The sequence below is a fragment of the Streptomyces sp. DH37 genome (genome assembly GCF_029813835.1).
Lineage (GTDB): Bacteria > Actinomycetota > Actinomycetes > Streptomycetales > Streptomycetaceae > Streptomyces.
Map to the genome: position 1 here is coordinate 19,624 of NZ_JARVKV010000023.1, position 23,170 is coordinate 42,793.

18 protein-coding genes are annotated in these 23,170 nt (G+C 76.7%); 9 read left to right on the plus strand and 9 right to left on the minus strand.

The window, feature by feature from the left end; translation table 11 throughout:
- Window positions 1-52: 52 nt before the first annotated feature.
- The 4 genes from QC029_RS14090 to QC029_RS14105 form a co-directional block, all read right to left on the minus strand.
- On the minus strand, window positions 53-409 hold the full coding sequence (locus QC029_RS14090; RefSeq protein WP_279555974.1) for a DUF742 domain-containing protein: 357 nt from the start codon (window positions 407-409) through the stop codon (window positions 53-55).
- Window positions 399-851: a roadblock/LC7 domain-containing protein gene (locus tag QC029_RS14095; protein WP_279555975.1), complete on the minus strand. Its 453-nt coding sequence runs from the start codon at window positions 849-851 to the stop codon at window positions 399-401. The genes QC029_RS14090 and QC029_RS14095 overlap by 11 nt, the downstream gene beginning before the upstream one ends.
- On the minus strand, window positions 851-2,215 hold the full coding sequence (locus QC029_RS14100; RefSeq protein WP_279556024.1) for an ATP-binding protein: 1,365 nt from the start codon (window positions 2,213-2,215) through the stop codon (window positions 851-853). Before QC029_RS14100 ends, QC029_RS14095 begins: the two co-directional genes overlap by 1 nt.
- Window positions 2,216-2,654: 439 nt before the next feature.
- Window positions 2,655-4,001: a cytochrome P450 gene (locus tag QC029_RS14105; RefSeq protein ID WP_279555976.1), complete on the minus strand. Its 1,347-nt coding sequence runs from the start codon at window positions 3,999-4,001 to the stop codon at window positions 2,655-2,657.
- Window positions 4,002-4,270: 269 nt separating this feature from the next.
- On the opposite strand from QC029_RS14105, the gene cutA reads away from it, so the two are divergent.
- Complete coding sequence (gene cutA / locus QC029_RS14110) at window positions 4,271-4,630, plus strand: divalent-cation tolerance protein CutA (RefSeq protein WP_279555977.1); 360 nt, start codon at window positions 4,271-4,273, stop codon at window positions 4,628-4,630.
- A 126-nt stretch (window positions 4,631-4,756) separates the two neighbouring features.
- Here the strand turns inward: cutA and QC029_RS14115 are convergent, their stop codons facing one another.
- Entirely contained in the window at window positions 4,757-6,958 is a 2,202-nt protein-coding gene (locus tag QC029_RS14115; RefSeq protein WP_279555978.1) for a molybdopterin oxidoreductase family protein, read from the minus strand.
- 160 nt (window positions 6,959-7,118) lie between these two features.
- Here QC029_RS14115 and QC029_RS14120 point away from each other — a divergent pair, with 160 nt between their 5' ends.
- Window positions 7,119-7,919, plus strand: a complete 801-nt coding sequence (locus tag QC029_RS14120) for a sirohydrochlorin chelatase (RefSeq protein WP_279555979.1) — start codon at window positions 7,119-7,121, stop codon at window positions 7,917-7,919.
- Between the two features lie 87 nt (window positions 7,920-8,006).
- Window positions 8,007-9,350, plus strand: a complete 1,344-nt coding sequence (locus QC029_RS14125) for a deoxyguanosinetriphosphate triphosphohydrolase (protein ID WP_279556025.1) — start codon at window positions 8,007-8,009, stop codon at window positions 9,348-9,350.
- Window positions 9,351-9,530: 180 nt separating this feature from the next.
- Here the strand turns inward: QC029_RS14125 and QC029_RS14130 are convergent, their stop codons facing one another.
- The 4 genes from QC029_RS14130 to QC029_RS14145 form a co-directional block, all read right to left on the minus strand.
- Window positions 9,531-10,178, minus strand: a complete 648-nt coding sequence (locus QC029_RS14130) for a lytic polysaccharide monooxygenase (protein ID WP_279555980.1) — start codon at window positions 10,176-10,178, stop codon at window positions 9,531-9,533.
- A 522-nt stretch (window positions 10,179-10,700) separates the two neighbouring features.
- Window positions 10,701-11,114 carry a cupin domain-containing protein gene (locus tag QC029_RS14135; RefSeq protein ID WP_279555981.1) on the minus strand — a complete coding sequence of 138 codons (414 nt, stop codon included), beginning with the start codon at window positions 11,112-11,114 and terminating at the stop codon, window positions 10,701-10,703.
- Between the two features lie 59 nt (window positions 11,115-11,173).
- Complete coding sequence (locus QC029_RS14140) at window positions 11,174-11,998, minus strand: endonuclease/exonuclease/phosphatase family protein (RefSeq protein WP_279555982.1); 825 nt, start codon at window positions 11,996-11,998, stop codon at window positions 11,174-11,176.
- A 272-nt stretch (window positions 11,999-12,270) separates the two neighbouring features.
- A complete protein-coding gene (locus QC029_RS14145) occupies window positions 12,271-13,053 on the minus strand; it encodes an alpha/beta fold hydrolase (RefSeq protein WP_279555983.1) in 783 nt (260 codons plus the stop codon).
- A gap of 195 nt (window positions 13,054-13,248) precedes the next feature.
- Between QC029_RS14145 and QC029_RS14150 the strand changes: the two genes are divergently transcribed.
- From QC029_RS14150 to QC029_RS14175, 6 genes are all read left to right on the plus strand, one after another.
- Window positions 13,249-16,113, plus strand: a complete 2,865-nt coding sequence (locus QC029_RS14150) for a LuxR C-terminal-related transcriptional regulator (protein ID WP_279555984.1) — start codon at window positions 13,249-13,251, stop codon at window positions 16,111-16,113.
- Window positions 16,114-16,322: 209 nt separating this feature from the next.
- Window positions 16,323-17,633, plus strand: coding sequence for a CdaR family transcriptional regulator (locus tag QC029_RS14155; RefSeq protein WP_279555985.1), 1,311 nt, complete (start codon window positions 16,323-16,325; stop codon window positions 17,631-17,633).
- Between the two features lie 235 nt (window positions 17,634-17,868).
- Window positions 17,869-19,131: an NAD(P)/FAD-dependent oxidoreductase gene (locus tag QC029_RS14160; protein ID WP_279555986.1), complete on the plus strand. Its 1,263-nt coding sequence runs from the start codon at window positions 17,869-17,871 to the stop codon at window positions 19,129-19,131.
- A gap of 97 nt (window positions 19,132-19,228) precedes the next feature.
- Window positions 19,229-19,753 (plus strand): GNAT family N-acetyltransferase, encoded by a 525-nt coding sequence (locus tag QC029_RS14165; RefSeq protein WP_279555987.1) that lies wholly within the window; start codon window positions 19,229-19,231, stop codon window positions 19,751-19,753.
- 9 nt (window positions 19,754-19,762) lie between these two features.
- Window positions 19,763-21,694 (plus strand): DNA primase, encoded by a 1,932-nt coding sequence (gene dnaG, locus QC029_RS14170; RefSeq protein WP_279555988.1) that lies wholly within the window; start codon window positions 19,763-19,765, stop codon window positions 21,692-21,694.
- A gap of 234 nt (window positions 21,695-21,928) precedes the next feature.
- A complete protein-coding gene (locus tag QC029_RS14175) occupies window positions 21,929-23,155 on the plus strand; it encodes an RNA polymerase sigma factor (RefSeq protein ID WP_279555989.1) in 1,227 nt (408 codons plus the stop codon).
- Window positions 23,156-23,170: the final 15 nt, after the last annotated feature.

A 23,170-nucleotide genomic window follows, 5' to 3' on the forward strand; every position in this document is an offset into this window, starting at 1 on the left:
CGGCTCCGGGGAAGCGGCGGGGCCGTCCGGGCGTACGCCGGCGGCGGACGTGTCAGAGACGGCTCTCGAGCCCATGAAGCACCTTTCTCAGGAGGGAAACATCGGCACGCCGGGCCGGCGGCACGGGCGGCCGGGTCTCGACGAGCCCCCACTCGATGAGATCGGCCAGCAGAACCTGCACCACCGGCGGCGGCTGGCCCAGGTGCGCGGCGATCTCCGCGACCGACAGCAGGCCCTGGCAGCGCTCCACGATCCGCAGGTACTCCGGCTGGAGAGTGGCCGGGGGCGTGACGCCGGAGGCCAGGACGAGCGTCTCCCAGGGCAGGTCCCGGGAGGAGCCCGAACGCCCCTTCGTGATCACGTAGGGGCGTATCGCGGAGGTGCCTCGCGCCTCCTCCTCATCCCTCATGCGGCCGGTCCGCCGCGTCGCGGGGCTGGCTGCTCAGGTGCGCTCCGATCCTCGCGACCAGTACCTGCATCTGCTGGGCCACCAGGCCCACGTCGGCGTCGACGTCGGTGGCCACCCCCAGATGGGCCCCGGCGCCGGCGGAGGTGAACAGCGCGAACCCGTGCTCGGACTCCAGCATGAGCTGCCGTACGCCGGCCCCCTGGCCGAAGAGCAGGGAGACCGTGGACAGGCCGGTCATGGTCAGTGCCGCGCAGGCGGCGGAGAGCGACTCGGCCTCGTCCACGCCGAGGTGCGGCACCGGGCCCGACAGGCCCTCGGCGGAGATGTGCCCCAGGCGGAGCCCGTCCTCGGACACCACGACGGCGTGGCGCACCCCCGGGATCTCCGTCAGGGGACGCAGCATCCAGCCCACGTCGGGCAGTCTCGTTATGGCTCCGGCCACTACCGGCCTTCCTCTCGTTCGTCGGTCTGCGGGGCACTCTCCAGCTCGGCCCGGCCACGCCGGGCGCCGGAGACGATGTCGGCCACGGACGCGCCCGCGGCCTCGGGCGACCAGGGAGCCCGGGAAGTCGGGGGAGGCCCGCCGGCGGCCTCCGCGCGGTGCCCGCCCGGCGGCCGGGACAGCGGGTCGGCCGGCGAGCGCCGCCGGCTGCGCCGCCGCGGCAGACCGTTGGGGGTCAGGGGCCCCTCGTCACCGGGCCGGGCCTCCGCGCCGCCGACCCGCTCCGTGCGGTCCCGGCCCTCCCGGCCCTCCGGACGCTCCGGGGCGGGTACGGCCTCCCGCGGGCGGGCGTGCTCGGCGGCGGGTGTTGCGAGGGACGCCGGTTCCCGGTCGATCGGCTCGGTCAGCAGCCGGTGCGGCACGAACAGCACCGCCCGGGTCCCGCCGTACGCCGAGGCGGTCGTCAGCTCCACCCCGAAGCCGAGCTGCCGGGACCAGCGGCCCACGCAGGCGAGCCCCAGCCGGGGCACCGCTCCCAGCTCGGTCAGGTCCAGGCCGTGCCGCAGCTGCCGCAGCGCCTGCTCCATCACGTCGGGGGGCATGCCCAGGCCCGCGTCGTCGATCTCGACGACCGCGCCCGCGGCCACCTCGCGGACCGAGACGACCACCTGGGTGCGCGAGGGCGAGAACACCGTGGCGTTCTCCAGGATCTCGGCCGTGGCGTGCATCAGCCCCTCCACGGCGGGCGGCACCACGTACAGGTTCTGCCCGCCGTGCACCTCCACCCGGCCGAACTCCACGATCCGCGACTGCGCGCCGCGCACGCAGTCGAACAGCGACACCGGGCGCGACTCGCGCCGGGTCGGCCAGATCCCGCACATCACCAGCAGCGTCTGGGCCTTGCGGGTCATCTGGGCCGCCGCGTGGTCGGCCTTCATCACCTCGGCCATCAGGTCCGGGTCCTTGATGAACCGCTCGACGCGGTCCAGCACCTGCTGCTGCACCGTCGCCATCACGTGCATGTTCCTGGCGACGGACTCGAAGGCCGCCTGCACCGAGTCGCGCAGCGCGCGCTCCCGGCGCACCGCCTCGTCCGACCCCAGCGCCTCCACCACGGCCTCCAGCGCCCGGGCGAACTCCTCACCGGTCTCGGCGGGCGGCAGGGCGGGCCCCGGAACCCCGTCCAGGCCGCGTCCGTCGCGCACCCGCTCGATGACGGCCGGCGCCCGCACGGACGCCAGACGGACCACCTCGGCGTTCCGCGCGGCGGCCAGGGCGTGCTCCCGCGCGGCCCGCTCGCGCAGCTCGCCGATCCGCCCGCGCAGCCGGAGGAGTCCGGCCAGGCACAGCGCCAGTGCCGTCACCAGGACGCCGGCGCCCGCGGCGAACCACCCCGCGGCGGGAACCGGCCGCCCGGCGGGGAGGGAGACCACCAGCCCCACCGCGACCGCCGCTCCGCAGGCGGCGGACACCGCCGCGGCCGGCCACCAGAATTTCCGTCCCCCCGCTTGCCGGCTCACCACTGGTGACAACGACCTCTCAGACGAAGCGATCACAACCGGTCCGGTTCCGCACCCATCCGGGCGGGCCCGGGATCGCAGAGATCCTACTCACCAACTGGCTCGAGGACAGCGGGACTTCGTTCGGTTTCCGGTACCGGAAGGCCGCGGGATTCCGGATGGGACCGGGGGATCGCGCGATGGCGGGCCCCCGGCGGCTCCACGGCCCGAGCCGGACACGGCCCCTCCCCGACGCGTCCTCGGGGGGAACCCGCCGTCCCGCCCCCTCCCGGCGGGTCCCCGGTCAGCCGCCCGCGCGGCGCGTACGGGGGGCGGCGGGCATGGTGACGGGCACGGTGACGGGCACGGTGGCGGCGAGGCCGGGCCGCGGCGCGGCGAACCGGACGGGCAGCGCCGCCAGCCCCCTGGTCCAGGGCGACGACGCCCAGGCCAGCCGCTCCTCGGGAACGGCCAGCTCCATGCCCGGCAGCCGCTGCCGCAGCACCTCCACGGCCGTCCGCGCGATCAGCCGGGCCGGTTCCTGGGCCGGGCAGGTGTGCGGCCCCGCGCCGAACGCCATGTGCGCGCGGTTGCCCGTCGCCGGCCGCCCGCCGCCGGGCAGCACCTCCGGGTCGGCGTTGGCGGCGGCCAGCCCCAGCACGAGCATGTCGCCGGCCCGCACCTGCTGCCGGCCCAGGAGGACGTCGCGGACGGCGTAGCGGCCGGGGAAGTTCTGGGTCGGCGGGAACCGCCACAGCACCAGGTCCAGCGCCTCGTCCACGGTCAGGCGCCCGTCCTCCACGGAGGAGCGCAGGGCCGGATCGGTCAGCAGGACGCGCAGCGTGGTGGCGATCCAGTTCTTCGTCGTCTGGTGGGCCGCCACCACCGTCACCGCCAGGTTGTGCAGCACCTCCTCGTCACCGAGGCGGGCGGGGTGGCGCAGCAGGCGGGAGGCGAGGTCGGGGCCCGGTTCGCGCCGCTTCTCCTCGATCAGCGCCAGCAGGACGCGCTCCAGGCGGCGGCTGGCGTGGGCGGAGTCGGCGTTGGCGGCGGCCGTGCCGGCGACGGCCTCGGCCAGCTTCCGGCCGGCCCGCTCGTCCGCCCCCAGCAGCCGGGTCACGACCCGGGCCGGCAGCTTGTGCGCGTAGTGCGGTACGAGGTCGGCCTCGCGCCGCCCGGCGAAGGAGTCGATCAGCCGGTTCGCCGCGGCCCGCACCGTACGGCCCAGTTCGCCGCCGTCGATCCGGTCCAGCGCGTCGGCGACCGCCGCCCGCATCCGCCGGTGCCGCCGCCCGTCGGCGAACATCAGCGCCGGGCGCCAGCCGACGAACGCCATCAGCGGGGAGTCGGCCGGGACGCGGCCCTCGCGCGGCAGGCGCCAGTGCCGCGGATCGTGGCTGAAGTCCCGTTCGCCGCGCGCCACCCGCAGCAGTTCCCGGTAGCCCATGACCAGCCAGGCGTGCACCCCCGGGGCCAGGGCGACGGGGGCGACCGGGCCGTGCTCCGCGCGCAGCCGCTCGTACAGCGCCGACAGGTCGTCCCCGTCGAGGCCCGGTCCGTACAGCGGGGCGGGACGCGGGCGGTGGGGCCGGACGGGGCGGTCCGGCGGTGTCCCGGTCTCGGTCCGGGGACGGCGGGGAACAGCGGTCATGCGGTGGCTCCGGGGGCGGGAAGGGGAGCGGCCCATGAGTGGCCCGTACGTCCGGAGACAACGCGGTACCGGCGGCCATGGTCAACCGCCGTTTCCGAAAAGAGTCTTGAAATACCACTCAGGGGTGAGCGGCGCCCCGCCGGCCACCGGCCCGCACGGCGCGGGGGCCGACGCGGCTACGGTGAACCCGCGGGACCGTACGAGGACGGGCCCGGCGGAACCGACGAGAACGAGACCGAGAACGAGAACGACGACGAGGAGCGGCGGCCGTGGCGGAGACCGGGATCCTGACCGTGCTGACCACCACCGACAGCCCCGAGAAGGCCGAGTCCCTGGCGCGCGGCGCGGTGGAGGCGCGCGTCGCCGCGTGCGCCCAGGTCTCCGGCCCGGTGACGTCGGTCTACCGGTGGGAGGGCGAGGTGCGGGCCGAGCGCGAGTGGCAGGTGCTGCTGAAGACGCCGGCGGACCGCTACGACGCCCTGGAGGCGCACCTGCGCGCGGCGCACGACTACGACACCCCGGAGATCATCGCCACCCCGGTCGTCCGCGGCGGCGCCGACTACCTGGCCTGGGTCGCGGCGGAGACGCGGCGGGCGGAGGGAGCGGGGGACGCGCCGAGCGGCGCCTGAGCGGTCACGGGGCGAGGTGGCGGCGCAGGGCGGCGTCGACGCCGGTCAGGACGTGCGGCGGCGTACGCGTCGACGAAGGCGATGTCCTCCCGGGGAGGACCCACGCCTGCCTTCGTACCGACCGCGCTACCCGTGCGGCCGGGAAGGTACCGCCTCGCCTGCCACCGCCTCGCTCCCGGCCGCCTCCACCCGGACGGCGCAGACCTTGAACTCCGGCATGCGCGAGGTCGGGTCCAGGGCCGGGTTGGTCAGGGTGTTGGCGCGGCCCTCGCCCGGCCAGTGGAACGGCATGAACACCGTGTCCGGGCGGATGCCGGAGGTGATCCGGGCCGGCGCCACCGCCCGTCCCCGCCGCGAGACCACCGCCACCGGCTCGCCCTCGGCCACCCCCAGCCGCTCCGCCAGCCGCGGGTGCAGCTCGACGAACGGGCCCGGCGCGGCGCCGTTCAGCTCCGCCACCCGCCGGGTCTGGGCGCCCGACTGGTACTGGGCCAGCACCCGTCCCGTGGTCAGCAGCAGCGGGTGGTCGGCGTCCGGCTCCTCCGCCGCGGGACGGTGGGCGACGGGGACGAAGCGGGCCCGGCCGTCGCCGGTGGCGAAGCGGTCCAGGAACAGGCGCGGGGTGCCGGGGTGCGGGTCGGCGGAGGGGCCGCCGGCCCCGTCCGCGCCCGGGACCTCCGGGCACGGCCAGAAGACCCCGCCCTCCTCGGCGATACGGCGGTAGGTGATCCCCGAGTAGTCCGCCGGGCCCCCGGCCGAGGCCCGCCGCAGCTCGCCGAAGACCTCCTCCGGGTCGGTGGGGAAGCCCCTCCGCCAGCCCAGCCGCGCCGCCAGCGCGTTCAGCACCTCCAGATCGGTGCGCACCCCGGGCGGGGCGGTGACGGCCCGGCGGCGCAGCAGCACCCGGCCCTCCAGGCTGGTGGTCGTCCCCGTCTCCTCCGCCCACTGCGCCACCGGCAGCACCACGTCCGCCAGCGCCGCCGTCTCCGACAGCACCACGTCGCAGACCGCCAGGAAGTCCAGCGAGGCGATCCGCTCCTCCACGTGGGCGGCGTGCGGCGCGGAGACCACCGGGTTGGAACCGGACAGCAGCAGGGCGCGCACATCGCGGCCGAGCGCGTCCAGCAGCTCGTACGCGCTGCGCCCCGGCCCCGGCAGCGAGTTCGGGTCCACGCCCCACACCCGCGCCACGTGCTCGCGCGCCGCCGGGTCGTCCAGCCTGCGGTAGCCGGGGAGCTGGTCGGCCTTCTGACCGTGCTCGCGCCCGCCCTGGCCGTTGCCCTGGCCGGTCAGGCAGCCGTACCCGGACAGCGGGCGGCCCGCCCGGCCGGTGGCCAGGCACAGGTTGATCCAGGCGCCGACGGTGTCGGTGCCCTTGGACTGCTGCTCGGGCCCGCGCGCGGTGAGCACCATCGAGGCGGGCGCGTCGCAGAACATCGCCACCGCCTCGCGCAGCCGGGGCACCGGCACCCCGGTGATCCGCTCCACCAGCTCCGGCCAGTGCGCCATCGCCGCGGCGCGGGCCTCGGGCCAGCCGCTGGTGCGCGCCGCCACGAACTCCTCGTCCACCCGCCCCTCGGCCACCACCAGGTGCAGCATGCCCAGGGCGAGGGCCAGGTCCGTGCCCGGGCGCGGGGCCAGGTGGAGGTCGGCGTGGTCGGCGGTACGGGTGCGGCGGGGGTCGACGACGACCAGCCTCCCGCCGTTCTCCCTCAGCTCGGTGAGGTAGCGCAGGGCGGGGGGCATGGTCTCGGCGAGGTTGGAGCCCACCAGGACCACGCAGCCGGTGCGGGGGACGTCCGCCAGCGGGAACGGCAGTCCCCGGTCCAGGCCGAACGCCCTGCCCTGCGCGGCGGCGGCCGAGGACATGCAGAACCGGCCGTTGTAGTCGATCTGCGAGGTGCCCAGCACCAGCCGGGCGAACTTGCCCAGCGCGTACGCCTTCTCGTTCGTCAGCCCGCCCCCGCCGAACACCCCCACCGCGTCCGGCCCGTGCGCGGCCCGGGTCCGTGACAGGCCCTCGGCGACGCGGTCCAGCGCCTCCTCCCAGCCGGCCGGTTCCAGCGGCCCGCCCCGGCGGCGGCGGACCAGCGGTTCGGTCAGGCGCACCCGGGAGGAGAGCAGGGCGGGCGCGGTGCGGCCCTTGCCGCACAGCGCGCCGCGGTTGACGTCGAACGCGGCGCGCTCGACCACCTCCACCCCCTCCTCGCCCGCGGCGGGGCGCAGCCCCATGCCGCACTGCAGGGCGCAGTACGGGCAGTGGGTGTCCACGGTCGCCGGGGGCGCCGGAGGGGTCGTTCCGGCGGGCGGGGCAGTCGTCGCGCTCATGCCGCCCAGCGTGCGTCGCGCGTGTTACGCCGCGCGCCCCCGCGGGTTACGGGGCGGGCACACCGGCCTCAGCCCGCCCGGCCCCGCGCCGTGAGCCGTGCGCAACCGGACGTCACGGCACCGCAACGGCCGGGCAACCGCGGGCCGCCACACTCGGACCATGACCGCCCCCTCCCGCGCCCTCCCCCGTTCCGCGCCCCCGCTGGTCGCGGTCGCCCACGGCTCCCGCGACCCCGAGGCGCCGCGCACCGTCACCGCGCTGCTCGACCTCGTACGGTCGCTGCGGCCCGGTCTGCGGGTGGAGCCCGGCCACGTCGAGCTGAACGAACCGCTGCTGCCGGACGCGCTGGACGCGTTGCCCGGCGGCCCCGACGGCACGGCGGTCCTCGTCCCGCTGCTCCTCGGCCGCGGCCACCACGTCAAGCACGACCTGCCCGGGGCCGCTGCCGCCGCCGGGCACCTGTCCGTGCGGATCGCCGCTCCGCTGGGCCCGCACCCGCTGCTGGCCGAGGCGCTGGCCGCGCGGCTGGCCGAGACGGGCTGGACGGGCGCCCGCGACCCCCGCGCCGGCGGCGTCGTGCTGGCCGCCGCCGGATCCCGCGACCCGGAGTCGGCCCGGGACGCCGGGCGGACGGCCGCCCTGCTCTCCGCCCGCCTCGGCGGCGTCCCGGTCGTGCCCGCCTACGCCTCGGCCGCCGGGCCGACCGTCCCCGAGGCGGTGGCCGCCCTGCGGGCCTCCGGCCGCCGCGACATCGCCCTCGCCTCGTACTTCACCGCGCCGGGCCTCTTCGCCGCCCGGTGCGCGCGGGCCGTCCCCGGCCTGCCCGCCGCCCGTCCGCTGGGCGCGCACCCGGCGCTGGCCCGCCTCGTCCTGCACCGCTACGACGAGGCCCGCGCCCGCGCCGCGGCCCGTCCGCCCGCCCTCCGCCCGGTGCGGGGCGCCCTGGCCCGCGCGTCCTGACCGCCGGGGGCCGTCCGGGACCGCCCGTGTGTCACCCGGGGCGGCTAGCGTCGGTGTATGCACGGCAGGTATGGCGATGCGTACGCCATGGACGACACGACGGACGACACCACAGCCGACACGGTGGCCGACACGGTGGAGCACGTCGCCGGCTACGGCGGCGCGGCGCTGGAGCGCTGGGTGCCCGAGCCCGACAAACGGCCCGGCCGCACCGCCTTCCAGCGCGACCGGGCACGGGTGCTGCACTCCGCCGCGCTGCGGCGGCTCGCGGGCAAGACCCAGGTCGTCACCCCCGACGGCGCCGCCCCGGCGTGGGACGCCACCCCCCGCACCCGGCTGACGCACTCCCTGGAGTGCGCCCAGGTCGGCCGGGAACTGGGCGCCGCGCTCGGCTGCGACCCCGATCTGGTGGAGACGGCCTGCCTCGCCCACGACCTGGGCCACCCGCCCTTCGGGCACAACGGCGAGCGCGTGCTGGACGAGATCGCCGGGCCCTGCGGCGGCTTCGAGGGCAACGCGCAGTCGCTGCGGCTGCTGTCCCGGCTGGAGCCGAAACGGTTCGTCGAGGAGAGCGGCGGAGCGGGCGGCGGCCGGCTGGTCAGCGTCGGCCTCAACCTCACCCGCGCCGCCCTGGACGCCGCCACCAAGTACCCCTGGCCGCGCGGCGGCCACCCCACCGACCCGGCCTCGAGGAAGTTCGGCGTCTACGAGGACGACCTGCCGGTCTTCGCATGGTTCCGGCGCGGCGCCCCCGAGCACGGGCAGTGCTTCGAGGCGCAGGTCATGGACTGGTCCGACGACGTCGCCTACTCCGTCCACGACGTCGAGGACGGCCTGCACGCCGGCCACCTCGACCCCAACCTGCTGCTGGCCGACCCCGAGCGCCGCGAGGTCCTCGCCGTCGCCGCCGAGCGCTACGCCCCGCCCGGCACCGAGGAGGCGGAACTCGCCGAGGCCCTGGACCGGCTGCTGGACCAGGAGTGGTGGCCGCACGGCTACGACGGGACGGCCGTCGCCCAGGCCCGGCTGAAGGACGCCACCAGCCAGCTCATCGGCCGCTTCTGCCTGGCCGCCGAGGGCGCGACCCGGGCGGCGTACGGCACGGGCCGGCTCACCCGCCACGCCGCCCGCCTGGTGGTGCCGCGCGGGACGCGGCTGGAGTGCGACGTGCTCAAGGCCGTCGCCGACCGGTACGTCATGCAGCGCCCCGACCAGGAGCGGCTGCGCGGCGAGCAGCGCGACATCCTGACCGGGCTGGCCGAGGCGCTGACCGCACGCGCCCCGGACGGCCTGGACCCGCAGTTCCGCGCGCTGTTCGCGGAGGCCGGCGACGACCGGGCCCGGCTGCGCGTGATCGTCGACCAGATCGCCTCCCTCACCGACGCCTCGGCCCGCCGCCTGCACGCCCGCCTCACGGGCGCGGCGGTGTGAGGGCGGGCCGGCCGCCGTCCCGGCGCCAACGGCACGGACACCGGTCACACTCGCGTGTGAACAGGCCGCCTTCGCGTTCCGGCGGCCGGCAGGGCCCGCCGTGCCGGCGGGCCCTGCCGGGACGGGCGGCGGGGCCTGTCCGGCCGCCCGTCACAGCCGCTTCGGTGACGCGGGCACCGTTCAGCAGGCGCCCAGGTCCCGCCAGACGCCGGAGACGCCCGGTTCCTCGCCGCGCGTCCACCACGCGGCCCGCCAGGCGTGGTTCCGGTGCGTCACGGTCTGGCCGCCGGTGTAGGCCACGGACCGGTCCCAGGCGGCGGAGGAGGCGCACTCGGCCGGCGGGGCCGGCGTCTCGCCGCCGCCGCCGTCACCCCCGCCGCTGCCGACCTGCACGTCCACGCAGTTGTAGAACGCGTTGGCGGTGTCCGCGACGTTCCACACGGCGAGGATCTTGTGCTTGCCGGCGGGCAGGCCGGAGAGGGTGTGCGAGATGTTCGACGGCGGGCGGGCGCCGCCCTGGTTGAACTGCTTGAACAGAACGCCGTCGACGTAGTAGTCCCAGGTGCTGGTGCTGTGCGCGGCGGTCAGCCGCCACTGGAAGGTGACCGTGCTGGAGACCTGGGTCACCGGCCAGTTCCTGCTGTCGTCGTCCAGGAAGGTCCAGCGGGTGCCGCCGCTGCACAGGCGCGAGCCCTTGGGGGCCTCGACGCTCTGGGGCTCGTACTGCAGGCCGTCGCAGCCGGTGACCCGCCCGGTGGCACAGTGGTCCTGGCGGCTGGGCGGGGAGGTGATCCAGCCGTGGGCGCTCGCCGGTTTTGCCGAGGTCATGACAATCATGAGGGGCAGTGCCAGTGCGAAGGCGAAGAGCGAGGCCAGCAGTCTCGCGGGACTCCTTCGTGTCGTCCGTGGGGTTCGCCTGGTCGGATTCATGTGGGGGCTCCTTCTCCGTCGTCGCGCCGGCCCGGCCCGGCCCGCTCGTTGAGCGGTGCGGGGGGTGGTGTCGCGGCGGGTCGTTCCGGGGTTGGGGCGCGTTGCCATGACGGTAAGTTGGTACAGACCAATTGGCGAGGCCGTTTTCGGCTCGGACCGGGGCGCCGCGGCGGTGTGCGGCCGGGTCCGGCGCGCGGGGTCCGGTCGTGGGCGGAGTGCGGTCCGCACAGGTCGAACCGGAGCCGGACGGCCGCCGAGGGAGGCGCCGGACTCCGCCGCGTGCCGGATGCGACGGGGAATGCGGCGGTATGCCGGGTTGTCCGAAACTGGTACAGACCAATAGCCGGGGTGTGGTAAGGCGACGGCGCCCCGCCCCGCTCCGCCCCGCCGCACGGCGGGACGGGGCGGGGCGGGGCGGGCTCAGCCGAGCGCGTGGCCGGTGGTGCTGTCCACGTGGGCGGGGATCTCCCCCTCGTGGCGGTCGCCGGTCGAGGCCGTCCCCGTGGGCTCGAACATCAGGATCGACCCGCCCGGCGACGACGGCCGGTGCTCGGTGCCGCGCGGCACCACGAAGACGTCCCCCTTGCCGAGCACGACGGTGCTCTCGTTGCCGTCGGCGTCGCGCAGGGCGACGTCGAAGCGGCCGTCGAGGACGAGGAAGAACTCGTCGGTGTCCTCGTGCACGTGCCAGACGTGCTCGCCCCGGACGTGGGCGATCCGCACGTCGTAGTCGTTCACGCGGGTCACGATCCGGGGGCTGTAGACGTCGGAGAAGGAGGCCAGCGCCTCGGCCAGGTTCACGGGCTGCTCGATGTTCACGGGCTTCTCGTCCATGGCGGCCATCCTCCACCACCGTGCGCCCGGCCGTCCCGTGCCGGTGCGGTCGCGTCCGCTCAGGGGGTCGGCTCGGAGGCCAGGTCCACGACGACGGCGGCGTGGTCGGACGGCCAGGTGCCGCCGACCGGGCCGTCGCCCGCGCGCCGCACGGCCGTGACGCGGCCCAGCCCGTCCGGGCCGGGCGGGCCGACGTGGACGTAGTCGACCCGGGCGCTGGGCCGGAAGGTGGCCGCGACATAGGGGTTGGCCGCGTCCCGGGTCGCGGCGGGGGCCGCCGGGTCGGCGTACTCCCAGGCGTCCAGCAGCACCTGGCCCTCGACGGCGGGGGCGGTCCGGTAACCGCCCATCAGCCGGATCTCGTCGGCGTCGGGCCGGGCGTTGAAGTCCCCGGTGACGACCGGGGGGAAGCCGCCCCCGCCCCGGTGGGCCGCGACGAACTCCGCCAGGACCGCGACCTGCCGGCAGCGCAGGGCCGAGGCGTGGGCGGTCGAGGTCAGATGGGTGGTGAAGAACGGCACCGGGTGGCCGGGCGCGTCCAGCCGCGCGTACAGCGCCGCCCGTCCGTCGTCGCCCTCGGCCGGGGGCAGCCGCACCACCGCGCGGTCCGTGACGGGCCAGCGGCTGAGCACGGCGTTGCCGACGCCGAGCTCCGGGTCGTCCAGCCGCTTCCGCCACTGCCCGGGTACGTCCCAGGCAGCCCAGGTCCAGTGCATGCCCAGCTCGTCCGCGAGCCACCCGGCGAGGTTCTCCCCGCCGCGGTCCCACACCTCCTGCAGCCCCACCACGTCGGGCCGCAGCTCGCGCAGTACCGCGAGGATCGCCGTGCGCCGCTCCTCCCACGGGCCGAACCGCCACCACACGTTCCACGTCACCACGCGCATCCGCCGCCCCTGCTCCCTGCATCGCCCCTGGTGGGGCCATGGACGTACCCCGTTCACCGCCCCGGTACCCGCCCGATGTGACGCGCAGCGGTCCGGAGGGGGAACGGTTCGGATACGGTCGCGGAGGCCGTGTGCACGGCGTGCGGGACGGACCGGGCGGACCGGGCGGTCCGGGCGGACCGGCGCCCGGGCCGTACGGGACCGGCCGACGCGCCCCGGTGTTCACGGACCTGACGGACCGTCCCCGAGGCGGGGGCGCGGGGCCGGGCGCGTCACTCGGCCGACTCCAGGAAGTCCGCTATCGCCGGGGCGAAGGACGGGTCCCGCACGGCCGTCAGGTGGTCGCCGTACAGCGTCCGCAGGGAGGCGCGGGGGATCGCGTCGGCGAGCACCTGCGGGCGTCCGGCCAGCGGGTCGTCCACCCCCGCGAGCACCAGGGTCGGCACCGTGACGTCCGCCAGCGCGGTCGGGCCCCGGTGCATGGACCTGCCCTGCGCGGCCAGGGCGCGGCGGTCGGCGCCCACCTCGTCCGCCCAGATCCGCAGGCCGGTCATCCGCAGCGGCACGTCCGCCGGGTCCTCCGCCAGCAGCGCCGCCACCACCAGCTCCGGCGGCAGCTCCCGGGTGTCCACCCCGCCCAGCTCCACCACCGCGGCCCCCACCCCGCCGACGACCAGCCGGGTGACGCGCTCGTCCCGCGCGGCGGCCAGCAGCGCGGTGACCGCGCCCATCGAGTAGCCCACCAGGTGCACCCGTCCGTCGCCCAGGACGTCCAGCAGGCCCAGCAGGTCGCGCGCCATGGCGGTCTCGCCGTAGAGCCGGGAGTCGTGCGGCTTGTCGGAGCAGCCGTGGCCGCGCGCGTCGATGCCGACCACCCGCCGCCCCCGCCGGGTCAGCACCTCGACGACGCCGGGCCGGACCCAGTTGGAGTGGGTGTCGGCGATGAAGCCGTGATGCAGCACCACGGTCGGCAGTCCCCGGTCGCCGCCGGGCGCCGGATCCCAGCGGTGGTAGCGGATGGTCACGCCGTCGAAGGAGGTGAACTCGCGTGTCATGGGCAGACGGTAAGACCGCCGGTCGCGGCTCAGCGGCCGGCGGAGCTGCCGTTGTGCAAACGCACACACCGCCCGGCCGACCGCTGGGCCGCGGTCGCGACGTGGCCGCATTGTCATGGACACTTTGCTGGCCCGGTGCTGTCGTGAAGGGACACTCGGGCTACCTGACAGTCCCTTCCGAGGAGGGATGCGCGGATGCACGGTGCGAAGACCGCACGGAAGGCCGTCGCGGAACTGATCGGCGGCGCGCGCGGGGGGCGGGGCGGCGCGCTGCTGGTGCGGGCCGAACCGGGGCTCGGCGCCAGCGCCCTGCTGGACCACGCCGCGGCCTCGTTCGAGAGGGCCGCCGGGGGCGGCACCGTGCTGCGCGCACGGGGCGTGGCCGCCGAGACCGCCGTCCCCTACAGCGGTCTGCACGCCCTGCTGCGGCCGGTGGCCGGCCGGCTGGCGCCGGACGACCCGCGCACCGCGGCCCTCGCCGGAGCCCTGACGCTCGGCGCGGCGCCCGCCGACGAGGGACCTGTACTGGCGGGGCTGCCGGCGCTGCTGCACGACCTGGCCGCCGAGGGGCCGCTGCTGCTGTGCGTCGACGACGCGCACCACCTCGACGCGTCCTCCCGCCGGGTCCTGGGCTTCGCCGCCCGCCGGCTGGGCCCGCCGCTGCCCGTCGCGATGCTGGTCGCCGCGCGCCGCGACGGCAGCGAGGACCCGCTCCTGGCGGGCCTGCCCGTCCTCACCCTGGAACCCCTGGACACCGCCGCCGCCACCGCGTTCCTGGACGAGCTGCTGCCCGCCGACGCCGACCCGGCCGTACGGGAGGCGCTGCTGCACGCGGGCGGCGGCAACCCCGGCCACCTCGCCGACCTGGCCGCCTCCCTCACCCCCGCCCAGCTCACCGGCGCCGAACCGCCGCCCCACCCGCTCCCGGCCACCGGGCCCCGGCTGCGCTCGGCCGCCGCCGAACTGGCCGGTCTGCCCGGGGACACCCGCACCCTCCTCCTGCTGGCCGCCGCCGCGCACGAACTGGGCGGCGCCGCCGACTGCTCCACCCTGGTGCGCGCCGCGGCCCTGGCCGGGCTCGACCCCGCCGCCGCGGCCCCGGCCGAGCGGCGCGGCATCCTGCGGCGCGTGGGCGACCACCTGTGCTTCGCCCACGCGCTGCTGTGCCGCGCCGCCTACTGGAGCGAGCCGCCCGAGCGGCGCCGCGCCGCCCACCTGCTCCTCGCCCGCGCCCTGGACGCCACCGCCGTCCCCGGCGCCGAGGCCGCCGGCGCGGGGTCGCCGCACCGGCTGCCGGCCCTGCGCCACCGCGCCGCCGCGGCCCGGCCGGCGGCGGTCCCCGACCCCCGCCTCGCCGACGCCCTGGCCGCCACCGCCGCCGACACCACGGCCACCGACGAGCGCGTCCACGCCGAGCTGGCCGACGCCCTGTGGCGGGCCGCCGAGCTCACCGGCGCCGACGGCGGACCCGACGGCGCCCAGGACACCGACGTCCGCGCGGCCCGGCTGACCGCCGCGGCCGAGCACGCCTGGTCGGCCGGGCTGCCGTACCGCGCCCTCACCCTGCTGGACCAGGCCCGCGCGCTGCCCGTCCACGACGCCGTACGCGGCCGGACCGAACTCGTGCGCGGCGCGCTGGAGCTGCGCAACGGCGTGGTCACCGACGCCCACGAGCTGCTGTCGTACGCCGCCCGGCTGCTGGCCCCGTACGATCCGCACACCGCCCGCCGGGCGCTGCTCCACGCGACCGAGGCGGCCTGGGCGGTCGGCGACATCGCCGGCTTCCGCGCCGACCTCGCCCGCATCGCCGAGCTGAGGCCCCCCACCGAGGACCCGCTGCTCGACGACTACTGCGCGGGGCTGGACGCGGTGCTGTCCGGCGACATCCCCCGCGGCGGCCCGCTCCTGCTGCGCGTCCTGGAGCGCGCCGCCGGCGAGCGGCAGCCCTGGCGGCTGATCCGGGCCGGGATCGTGGCCCTGGTGGTCGGCGACGTCGCGGCGGCCCACGACCTCAACACCCGCGCCCTGGCCGCGGCCCGGGCGTGCGGCCCGGCCGCCGTCATCCCCCAGGCACTGGAGCACCTGGCCTACAGCGAGCTGCGGGCCGGGCGGCACAGCCGCGCCCGTGCCCACGCCGAGGCCGGGCTGCGCCGCGCGCGGCGCACCGGTCAGCGCAACTGCGCCGCCCACCACCACGCCGTGCTGGCGATGGCCGCGGCCGTGGAGGGGGACGCGGCGGCCTGCGCCGAGCACGCCCGTGCCGCGGGCGAGGACGCCGGCCCGCACGGCCTGGGCGTCGCCACCACCCTGGCCCAGTGGGCGCTGGCCCGCTGCGACATGGGGCACGGCAGGCCGCACGAGGCGGCGGCCCGGCTGGGGCCGCTGGTGGGCGCCGGGTCCGGGGAGGGCCCGGGGAGCGGACGCGGGCACTTCGCGCTCCAGGCGCTGGCCGCGCCGTGCCTGGTCGAGGCGGCCGCCCAGGCCGGCGACCACGAGACCGCCCGCGCCGCCCTGGAGGGCTTCGCCCGGTGGACCGCCGTCACCGCCGACCCGATGGCGCCCGTCCAGCTCGCCCGCTGCCGGGCCCTGCTCGCCGAGCCGGAGGAGGCCCCGGGGCTGTTCGCGAAGGCCCTCGAGGAGCACGCGCGGGTCGACAGCGACTTCGAGCGCGGCCGCACCCAGCTGCTGCACGGCAAGGCGCTGCGCCGCGGACGGCGGCCGGGCGCGGCCCGCGGAGTGCTGCGCGACGCGCTGCTGGCCTTCGAGCGCTGCGGCGCCCGCGGCTGGGCCGAGCAGGCCCGCGCCGAACTGCGGGCCACCGGCGAGGCGGCGGGCGTCGGCGCGCCGCGCGTGCTGGGCAGGCTGACCCCGCAGCAGCTGCGCATCGCCCGGTGCGTGGCGGAGGGGGCCACCAACCGGGAGGTCGCGCTGCGGCTGTCGGTCAGCCCCCGCACGGTCGACCACCACCTGCGGAACGTCTTCGCGGCGCTGGGCGTCCGCTCCCGGGTGGAGCTCACACGGGTCCTGGCGGCGGCGGGCGACGGCCGGCACGACGGCTGACGCCCGCCCGCCGCGGGTCCCCGCGGACCTTTCCGCACACGTCGTCCCAGGCAGGACCGGTTGACCCGCCGCCGGACGCCCGCACGCCGGGCACCTGGGAAACTGAGCGGTCGCTAAGTGATTTCCGCATACCTCTGGATATCCCGGTCCGGCCCTGCTGACAATGCTGCATCGAGCCGCTCCCGACACCCGCCAGGTGGAGGACCGAGATGCATCCCGTCGTACGCGCCCCCGTGAACGCCGAGGCCGTGGCCGTGCTGCACCGGGCCGCCCGCCCGCTGATGGACGAACTCCCCCAGCTCACCGACCGCGTGGTCGAGCTGCTGCGCAAGGAGGAGCCCGCCTACCGCGCCGCCTCCGTCGACCAGGACGAGCTGTGGCACGAGGTGTACCGCTCCCTGCGGCACAACGTGGGCTCCCTGCTGCGCCCCAAGGAACTGCGCGACGCCGCCCGGCACTGCTCGTGGCGGATCGGCGCCGACCGCGCCGAGCAGGGACTGCCGCTGGACGCCCTGATGCGCGCCTTCCGGCTCGGCGGGGCGGTGGTCTGGCAGTCCCTGGTGGACCGGGTCACCCGGTACGACCCCGACGGCGCGCGGCTGCTGGTCCACGTGGCGGCCGAGGTGTGGGACTTCGTCGACGAGCACTGCGCGGTGGTCGCCGAGGCGTACCGGCAGGCCGAGCGCCGTCTGACCTGGCGCCGCGACAACCGCCAGCGGCTGATGGCCGACGCCCTGCTGGAGGGCACCATGCGCGTCGCCGACCTCCCGGAGACCTCCGAGGCGCTGGACCTGCCCGAGCGGGGCCGGTACGCCGTGGTGGTCGTCGCCGGCCCCGGCCGGGAGGCCCACCGGGCCCTGCTGCGCTCCCGCGTCCCCGCGGCCGTGCGGATCCTGTGGCACCCCCGGCCCGACGCCGACCTGGGCATCGCCCTGCTCGGTGACGGGCCCGGCCCGCACGGCGGCGCCGGCGGGCCCGCCGGCGCCGACGGCCTCCTGGAGGAACTGGCCGCCGCCCTGCCCGCGCTGCCGGGGCTGCGCACCGGCGTCAGCTTCGCGGTGGACGGCCTGGCCCAGGTCGGCGACGCCCGCCGGCTGGCCGAGACCGCGCTGCGCTCCGCCGAACCGGGCGGGGAGCCGGTCCTGCTCCACGAGCACCTCCCCGCCGCCCTGCTGGTCTCCTCGCCCGGCCTGGCCGCGGCGCTGGCCGAGCGGGTGCTGGGCCCGGTGCTGCGCCTGGAGAGCGCCGACCGGGACCTGCTGCTGGACACCCTCACCGTCTGGCTGGAGTGCGACGGATCGGCGCGGCGGGCCGGGAGCAGGCTGTTCTGCCACCGCAACACCGTCCTCAACCGGCTGCGCCGCTTCGAGCAGCTCACCGGCCGGTCGCTCGGCCGCCCGCACGAGGTGGCCGAGCTCTCCCTCGCCCTGACCGCCCGCCGGGTGCTCCACGGCCGGGCGTACGGGACCGGGCCGGAGGCGCCGCAGACCGCGCCCGGCCCGGCCCGCCCCGCGGTGTGAACGGACGTACGACCCCTGGGCGGGCGTACCGGATGGATCCAGACGAACGAGGGCGGTGCGCGCGAAGGGGGTACACCGGCCCGGAGGATGGGGAAGATCTGTGGGAGACGTCCGCGGAAACGGCCGCGGGACGCACCCGAACCGCCCATCACCGCCCCTTACCGCGGCGCGGCCGATGCGGCACGCTCACGGGACTCTCACCGGCAGGGGGGGCAGCGCAACGAGGAGGAAGCACGTGGTCGACGCACATCGCACGTTCGTCATCGTCGGTGGCGGTCTGGCCGGGGCGAAGGCGGCCGAGACCCTGCGGGCCGAGGGATTCACCGGCCGCGTCATCCTGATCGGCGACGAGCGGGAGCACCCCTACGAGAGGCCGGCCCTCTCCAAGGGCTACCTCGGCGGCGCCGCCGAGCGCGACAGCGTCTTCGTCCACGAGCCCGCCTGGTACGCCGGGGCCGACATCGAACTCCACCTCGGCCAGCCCGCCGTCCGCCTCGACCGCGCGGCGAAGACCGTGGAGCTCGGCGACGGCACCCGGATCCAGTACGACGCGCTGCTGCTGGCGACCGGCGCCGAGCCGCGCCGCCTGGACGTCCCCGGCACCGGACTGGCCGGCGTGCACCACCTGCGCCGCCTCGCGCACGCCGACCGGCTGCGCGGCGTGCTCACCGGGCTGGGCCGCGACAACGGGCACCTGGTCGTCGCGGGCGCGGGCTGGATCGGCCTGGAGGTGGCCGCCGCCGCCCGCTCCTACGGCGCCGAGGTCACCGTCATCGAGCCGAACCCCACCCCCCTGCACTCCGCCCTCGGGCCCGAGCTGGGCGCCGTCCTCGCCGACCTGCACCGCGAGCACGGCGTGCGCCTGTACTTCGGCACCCGGCTCACCGAGATCGTCGGCCAGGACAGCCAGGTCCTCGCCGTGCGCACCGAGGACGGCGAGGAGCACCCGGCGCACGCCGTGCTCGCCGCCATCGGCGCCGCCCCCCGCGTCTCCCTGGCCCGGGCCGCCGGGCTGGAGCTGGCCGGGGAGCCCGTCGGCGGCGTCGCCGTGGACGCCTCGCTGCGCACCTCCGACCCCGACGTCTACGCGGCCGGCGACGTCGCGGCCCTCCACCACCCGCTGTTCGGCGCCCGGCTGCGCGTCGAGCACTGGGCCAACGCGCTCAACGGCGGCCCGGCCGCCGCCCGCGCCATGCTCGGACAGGAGGTCGTCTACGACCGGGTGCCGTACTTCTTCTCCGACCAGTACGACATGAGCATGGAGTACTCCGGCTGGGCGCCGCCCGGCACGTACGACCAGGTGGTCGTACGCGGAGACCTCGGCAAGCGGGAGTTCGTCGCGTTCTGGCTGTGCGAGGGCCGGGTGCTGGCCGGGCTGAGCATGAACGTCCGGGACGTCGCCGAACCGGTCCGCGGGCTCGTCCGCTCCGGCCGCGGGATCGACGCGGAGAAGCTGGCCGACCCCTCGGTGCCCCTGGAGGGCCTGGCCGGGGCCTGACCGGAGCCGGCCGGGGACCGTGCGGGCCGGCGCCGGTCCCGACCCGGCCGCCGACCCGGCCGGCGGTCCCCGGCGGCGGAGCCGTAGCGTGGCGGACATGACCATCCCCGTGATCCGTACCGCCGTGGTGCCCGTCTCCGAGGTCCTCGACCTGCGGTGGCAGGTGCTGCGCCCGGGGCTGCCGCGCGAGTCGGCGGCCTTCCCCGAGGACGGCGACCCGGCGGCGTTCCACATCGCCGCCTACGAGGGGGACGATCCGGCCGTCCTGGGCTGCGGCACGTTCTTTCCCGAGCCGTTCCCCGGTCCGGCCCCCGGCCCGCTGCCGGGCTCCACCGCGTCCGCGTACCGCTTCCGGGGCATGGCCAGCGCCCCCGCCGCCCGCGGCCGGGGCTACGGCGCGGCCGTGCTGCGCGCGGGCGCAGCCGAGGCCGCCGCCCGCGGCGCCGGGCTGCTGTGGTGCAACGGCCGCACCCCGGCCCGCGGCTTCTACGAGCGCCAGGGCTTCGCGGTGCACGGCGAGGAGTTCGAGATCGAGGGCGTCGGCCCGCACCTCGTCTTCGTCCGGGAGGCGCGGGGGACCCGGCAGGCCCGGCGTGCCGGGGCTGTCGGCGGACCGCCGTAGACTTCTGCCGTGGCGGGACGGATCAACGACGACGACGTGAAGGCGGTACGGGACGCGGTCCCGATCGACGCCGTCGTCTCCGAGTACCTCCAGCTCCGCCCGGCCGGCGGCGGCAACCTCAAGGGCCTGTGCCCCTTCCACGACGAGAAGTCCCCCTCCTTCCACGTCAGTCCGAGCAAGGGCCTCTACCACTGCTTCGGCTGCCAGGCCGGCGGGGACACCCTCGACTTCGTGATGAAGGTGGACCACCTCTCCTTCTCCGAGGCCGTCGAGCGGCTCGCCTCCCAGGCCGGGGTCACCCTGCGCTACGAGGAGGGCGGCTACGCGCCCGGCCGCCAGCAGGGCGAGCGCATCCGGCTGGTCCAGGCCCACAAGGCCGCCGCCCGCTTCTACGCCGAGCAGCTCGACTCGCCCGAGGCCGAGATCGGCCGCCGCTTCCTCGCCGAGCGCGGCTTCGCCCAGGAGGCGGCGCAGCACTTCGGCGTCGGCTACTCCCCGGCCGGCTGGGACCACCTCACCCGCTTCCTGCGCGGCCAGGGCTTCAGCGACAAGGAGCTGATCCTCTCCGGGCTCGCCCAGGAGAGCCGCAACGGCCGGCCCATCGACCGCTTCCGCGGCCGTCTGATGTGGCCCATCCGCGACATCACCGGCGAGGTCGTGGGCTTCGGCGCCCGCAAGCTGCGCGAGGACGACAACGGGCCGAAGTACCTCAACACCCCCGAGACGGCCATCTACCGCAAGTCCCAGGTGCTGTACGGCATCGACCTGGCCAAGCGGGAGATCGCGAAGACCGGCCGGGCCGTGGTCGTCGAGGGCTACACGGACGTGATGGCCTGTCACCTCGCCGGGGTCACCGGCGCCATCGCCACCTGCGGCACCGCCTTCGGCGGCGAGCACATCAAGATCCTGCGGCGGCTGCTGATGGACAACTCCCGCTCGGAGGTCGTCTTCACCTTCGACGGCGACGCCGCCGGGCAGAAGGCCGCGCTGCGCGCCTTCGAGGACGACCAGAAGTTCGCCGCCCGCACCTCCATCGCCATCACCCCCGGCGGCATGGACCCGTGCGAGCTGCGGCTCGCCGAGGGCGACGAGGCGGTGGCGGCCCTGGTGGAGGGGCGCTCCCCGCTGTTCGAGTTCGCCATCCGCTCGGTCACCGGGCAGCACAACCTGGAGACCGCCGAGGGCCGCGCCGCCGCGCTGGAGGAGGCCGCGCCGATCGTCGCGCGGATCAAGGACGGCTCCATCCAGCACCAGTACGCCGTCCGCCTGGCCGGGCTGCTGGGCATCCTCGACACCGAGTTCGTCGTACGGCGGGTGGGGCAGCTCGCCCGCTGGGACCGCGAGCGCCGGGCCGCGGGCCCCGGCGGCCCCGGCGGCGGGCCGGGCGGCCCGCAGCAGCGCCGTCCCGCCGGGCCGCCCGTACCGCAGGTCGCGCCCGGCCCGGCACCCGGCGGCCCCCGGCTGGACCTGCGCAGCCCCCAGCGGCTGGCCGAGCGCGAACTGCTCAAGCTGGCACTGCAGTTCCCGGCGCTGGTCTCGCCGCTCTTCGACGCCTACGGCGCCGACGAGTTCACCGCCGCGCCCTACGCGGAGGTGCGCCAGGCCATCGAGAAGGCCGGGGGAGTGGAGCGGGCCGACCAGGAGTACCTGGTCCGGGTGCGCGACGCCGCGCCGGACGACACCGTGCGCTCGATGATCACCGAGCTGAGTGTCGAGCCGCTGCGCACCCCGCGCGAGCCCGACCAGGCCTACGCCGGGGAGTTCCTGGTCAAGGTGCGGCTGGAGGCGGTCAACCGCAGGATCACCGAGCTGCGCGGCACCTTCGAACGCCTGGTGAGCAGCGGCGACGAGGCCCAGGGAGCCGTCGCCGAGCAGTTGTGGACCCTGGAGCGGTACGGCCGGTCGCTGCGCGACCGCGGGGCCGCCGCGCTCTGGTCCTAGGCCGCGCGGGCCGTACGGGAGGCGGCCCGGTCCCGTGCGCCGGCTGCCCGGCGGCCTCCTCCGTTTCCTCCCCCGTTCATCCTCCGCCTCCGTCTCCGTCTCCGCTTCCTCCGCTGCGTTCCGTGCGCGTGCGGTCACCGAGGAGTTCAAAAACCGGGCGCACGACCCTCGTGGGCGGACTGTGTCGTACCCCACACTGGGGGCGGTGCCTGAGTCCTCGGAGCGCGTACCCCCTTGGCGCCGCTCGTCCGTCGCGGTACGGACAGCGGTCCGGCCGCGCCCGTCCTCGTCTCGCGTGTCGCCCCCGAACCGGCAGCGATCCACCTGGAGGCCGCCCTCGTGCAGACCCAGACCCTGGCCGGCGCGGCCCTCGCCGCCCCCACCGTCCCCGATGCCCCGAGCGTTCCGGCCCTGGCCGCCGTACCCGTGGACGGCCCGCCGGCCACCCCGCCCGACCATCCCGAGACCGTTCCGGAGCGGGAGCCGGAGCCCGAACTCCTGAGGGCGGAGCCGCCCCTCGCCCCTCAGCTCGCCCGGCCCGACGGAACCGGACCCTCCGCGGACCTCTTCCGCCAGTACCTGCGCGAGATCGGCCGCATCCCCCTGCTGACGGCCGCCGAGGAGGTCGAACTCGCCCGGCGCGTCGAGGCGGGCCTGTTCGCCGAGGAGCGGCTGAGCCGCACCCCCGGCCCCGACGAGCGCCTCGCCCTCGACCTCGACCGGCTGGTGGTCATGGGCCGGATGGCCAAGCGCCGCCTGATCGAGGCCAACCTCCGCCTGGTCGTCTCGGTGGCGAAACGGTACGTCGGCCGCGGACTGACCATGCTCGACCTGGTCCAGGAGGGCAACCTCGGCCTGATCCGGGCCGTGGAGAAGTTCGACTACACCCGGGGCTACAAGTTCTCCACCTACGCCACCTGGTGGATACGCCAGGCCATGTCGCGGGCGCTGGCCGACCAGGCCCGCACCATCAGGGTCCCGGTCCACGTCGTGGAGCTGATCAACCGGGTCGTCCGCGTCCAGCGCCGCATCCTCCAGGAGCGCGGCTACGAACCGACGCCCGAGGAGGTCGCGGCCCAGCTCGACCTGACCGGGGAGCGGGTCAGCGAGGTGCTGCGGCTGGCCCAGGAGCCGGTGTCGCTGCACGCGCCGGTGGGCGAGGAGGACGACGTCAACCTCGGCGACCTCATCGAGGACGGCGACGCGCCCTCGCCCGTGGAGACCGCCGCCTTCCTGCTGCTGCGCGAGCACCTGGAGGCGGTGCTCTCCACCCTGGGGGAGCGCGAACGCCGGGTCGTCCAGCTGCGCTACGGGCTCGTCGACGGCCGTCCCCGCACGCTGGAGGAGATCGGCCGCCTCTTCGGCGTCACCCGCGAGCGCATCCGCCAGATCGAGTCCAAGACCCTCGGCAAGCTCCGCGACCACGCGTACGCGGACCAGCTCAGGGGCTACCTCGACTGAGGCCCGCACCGGCCG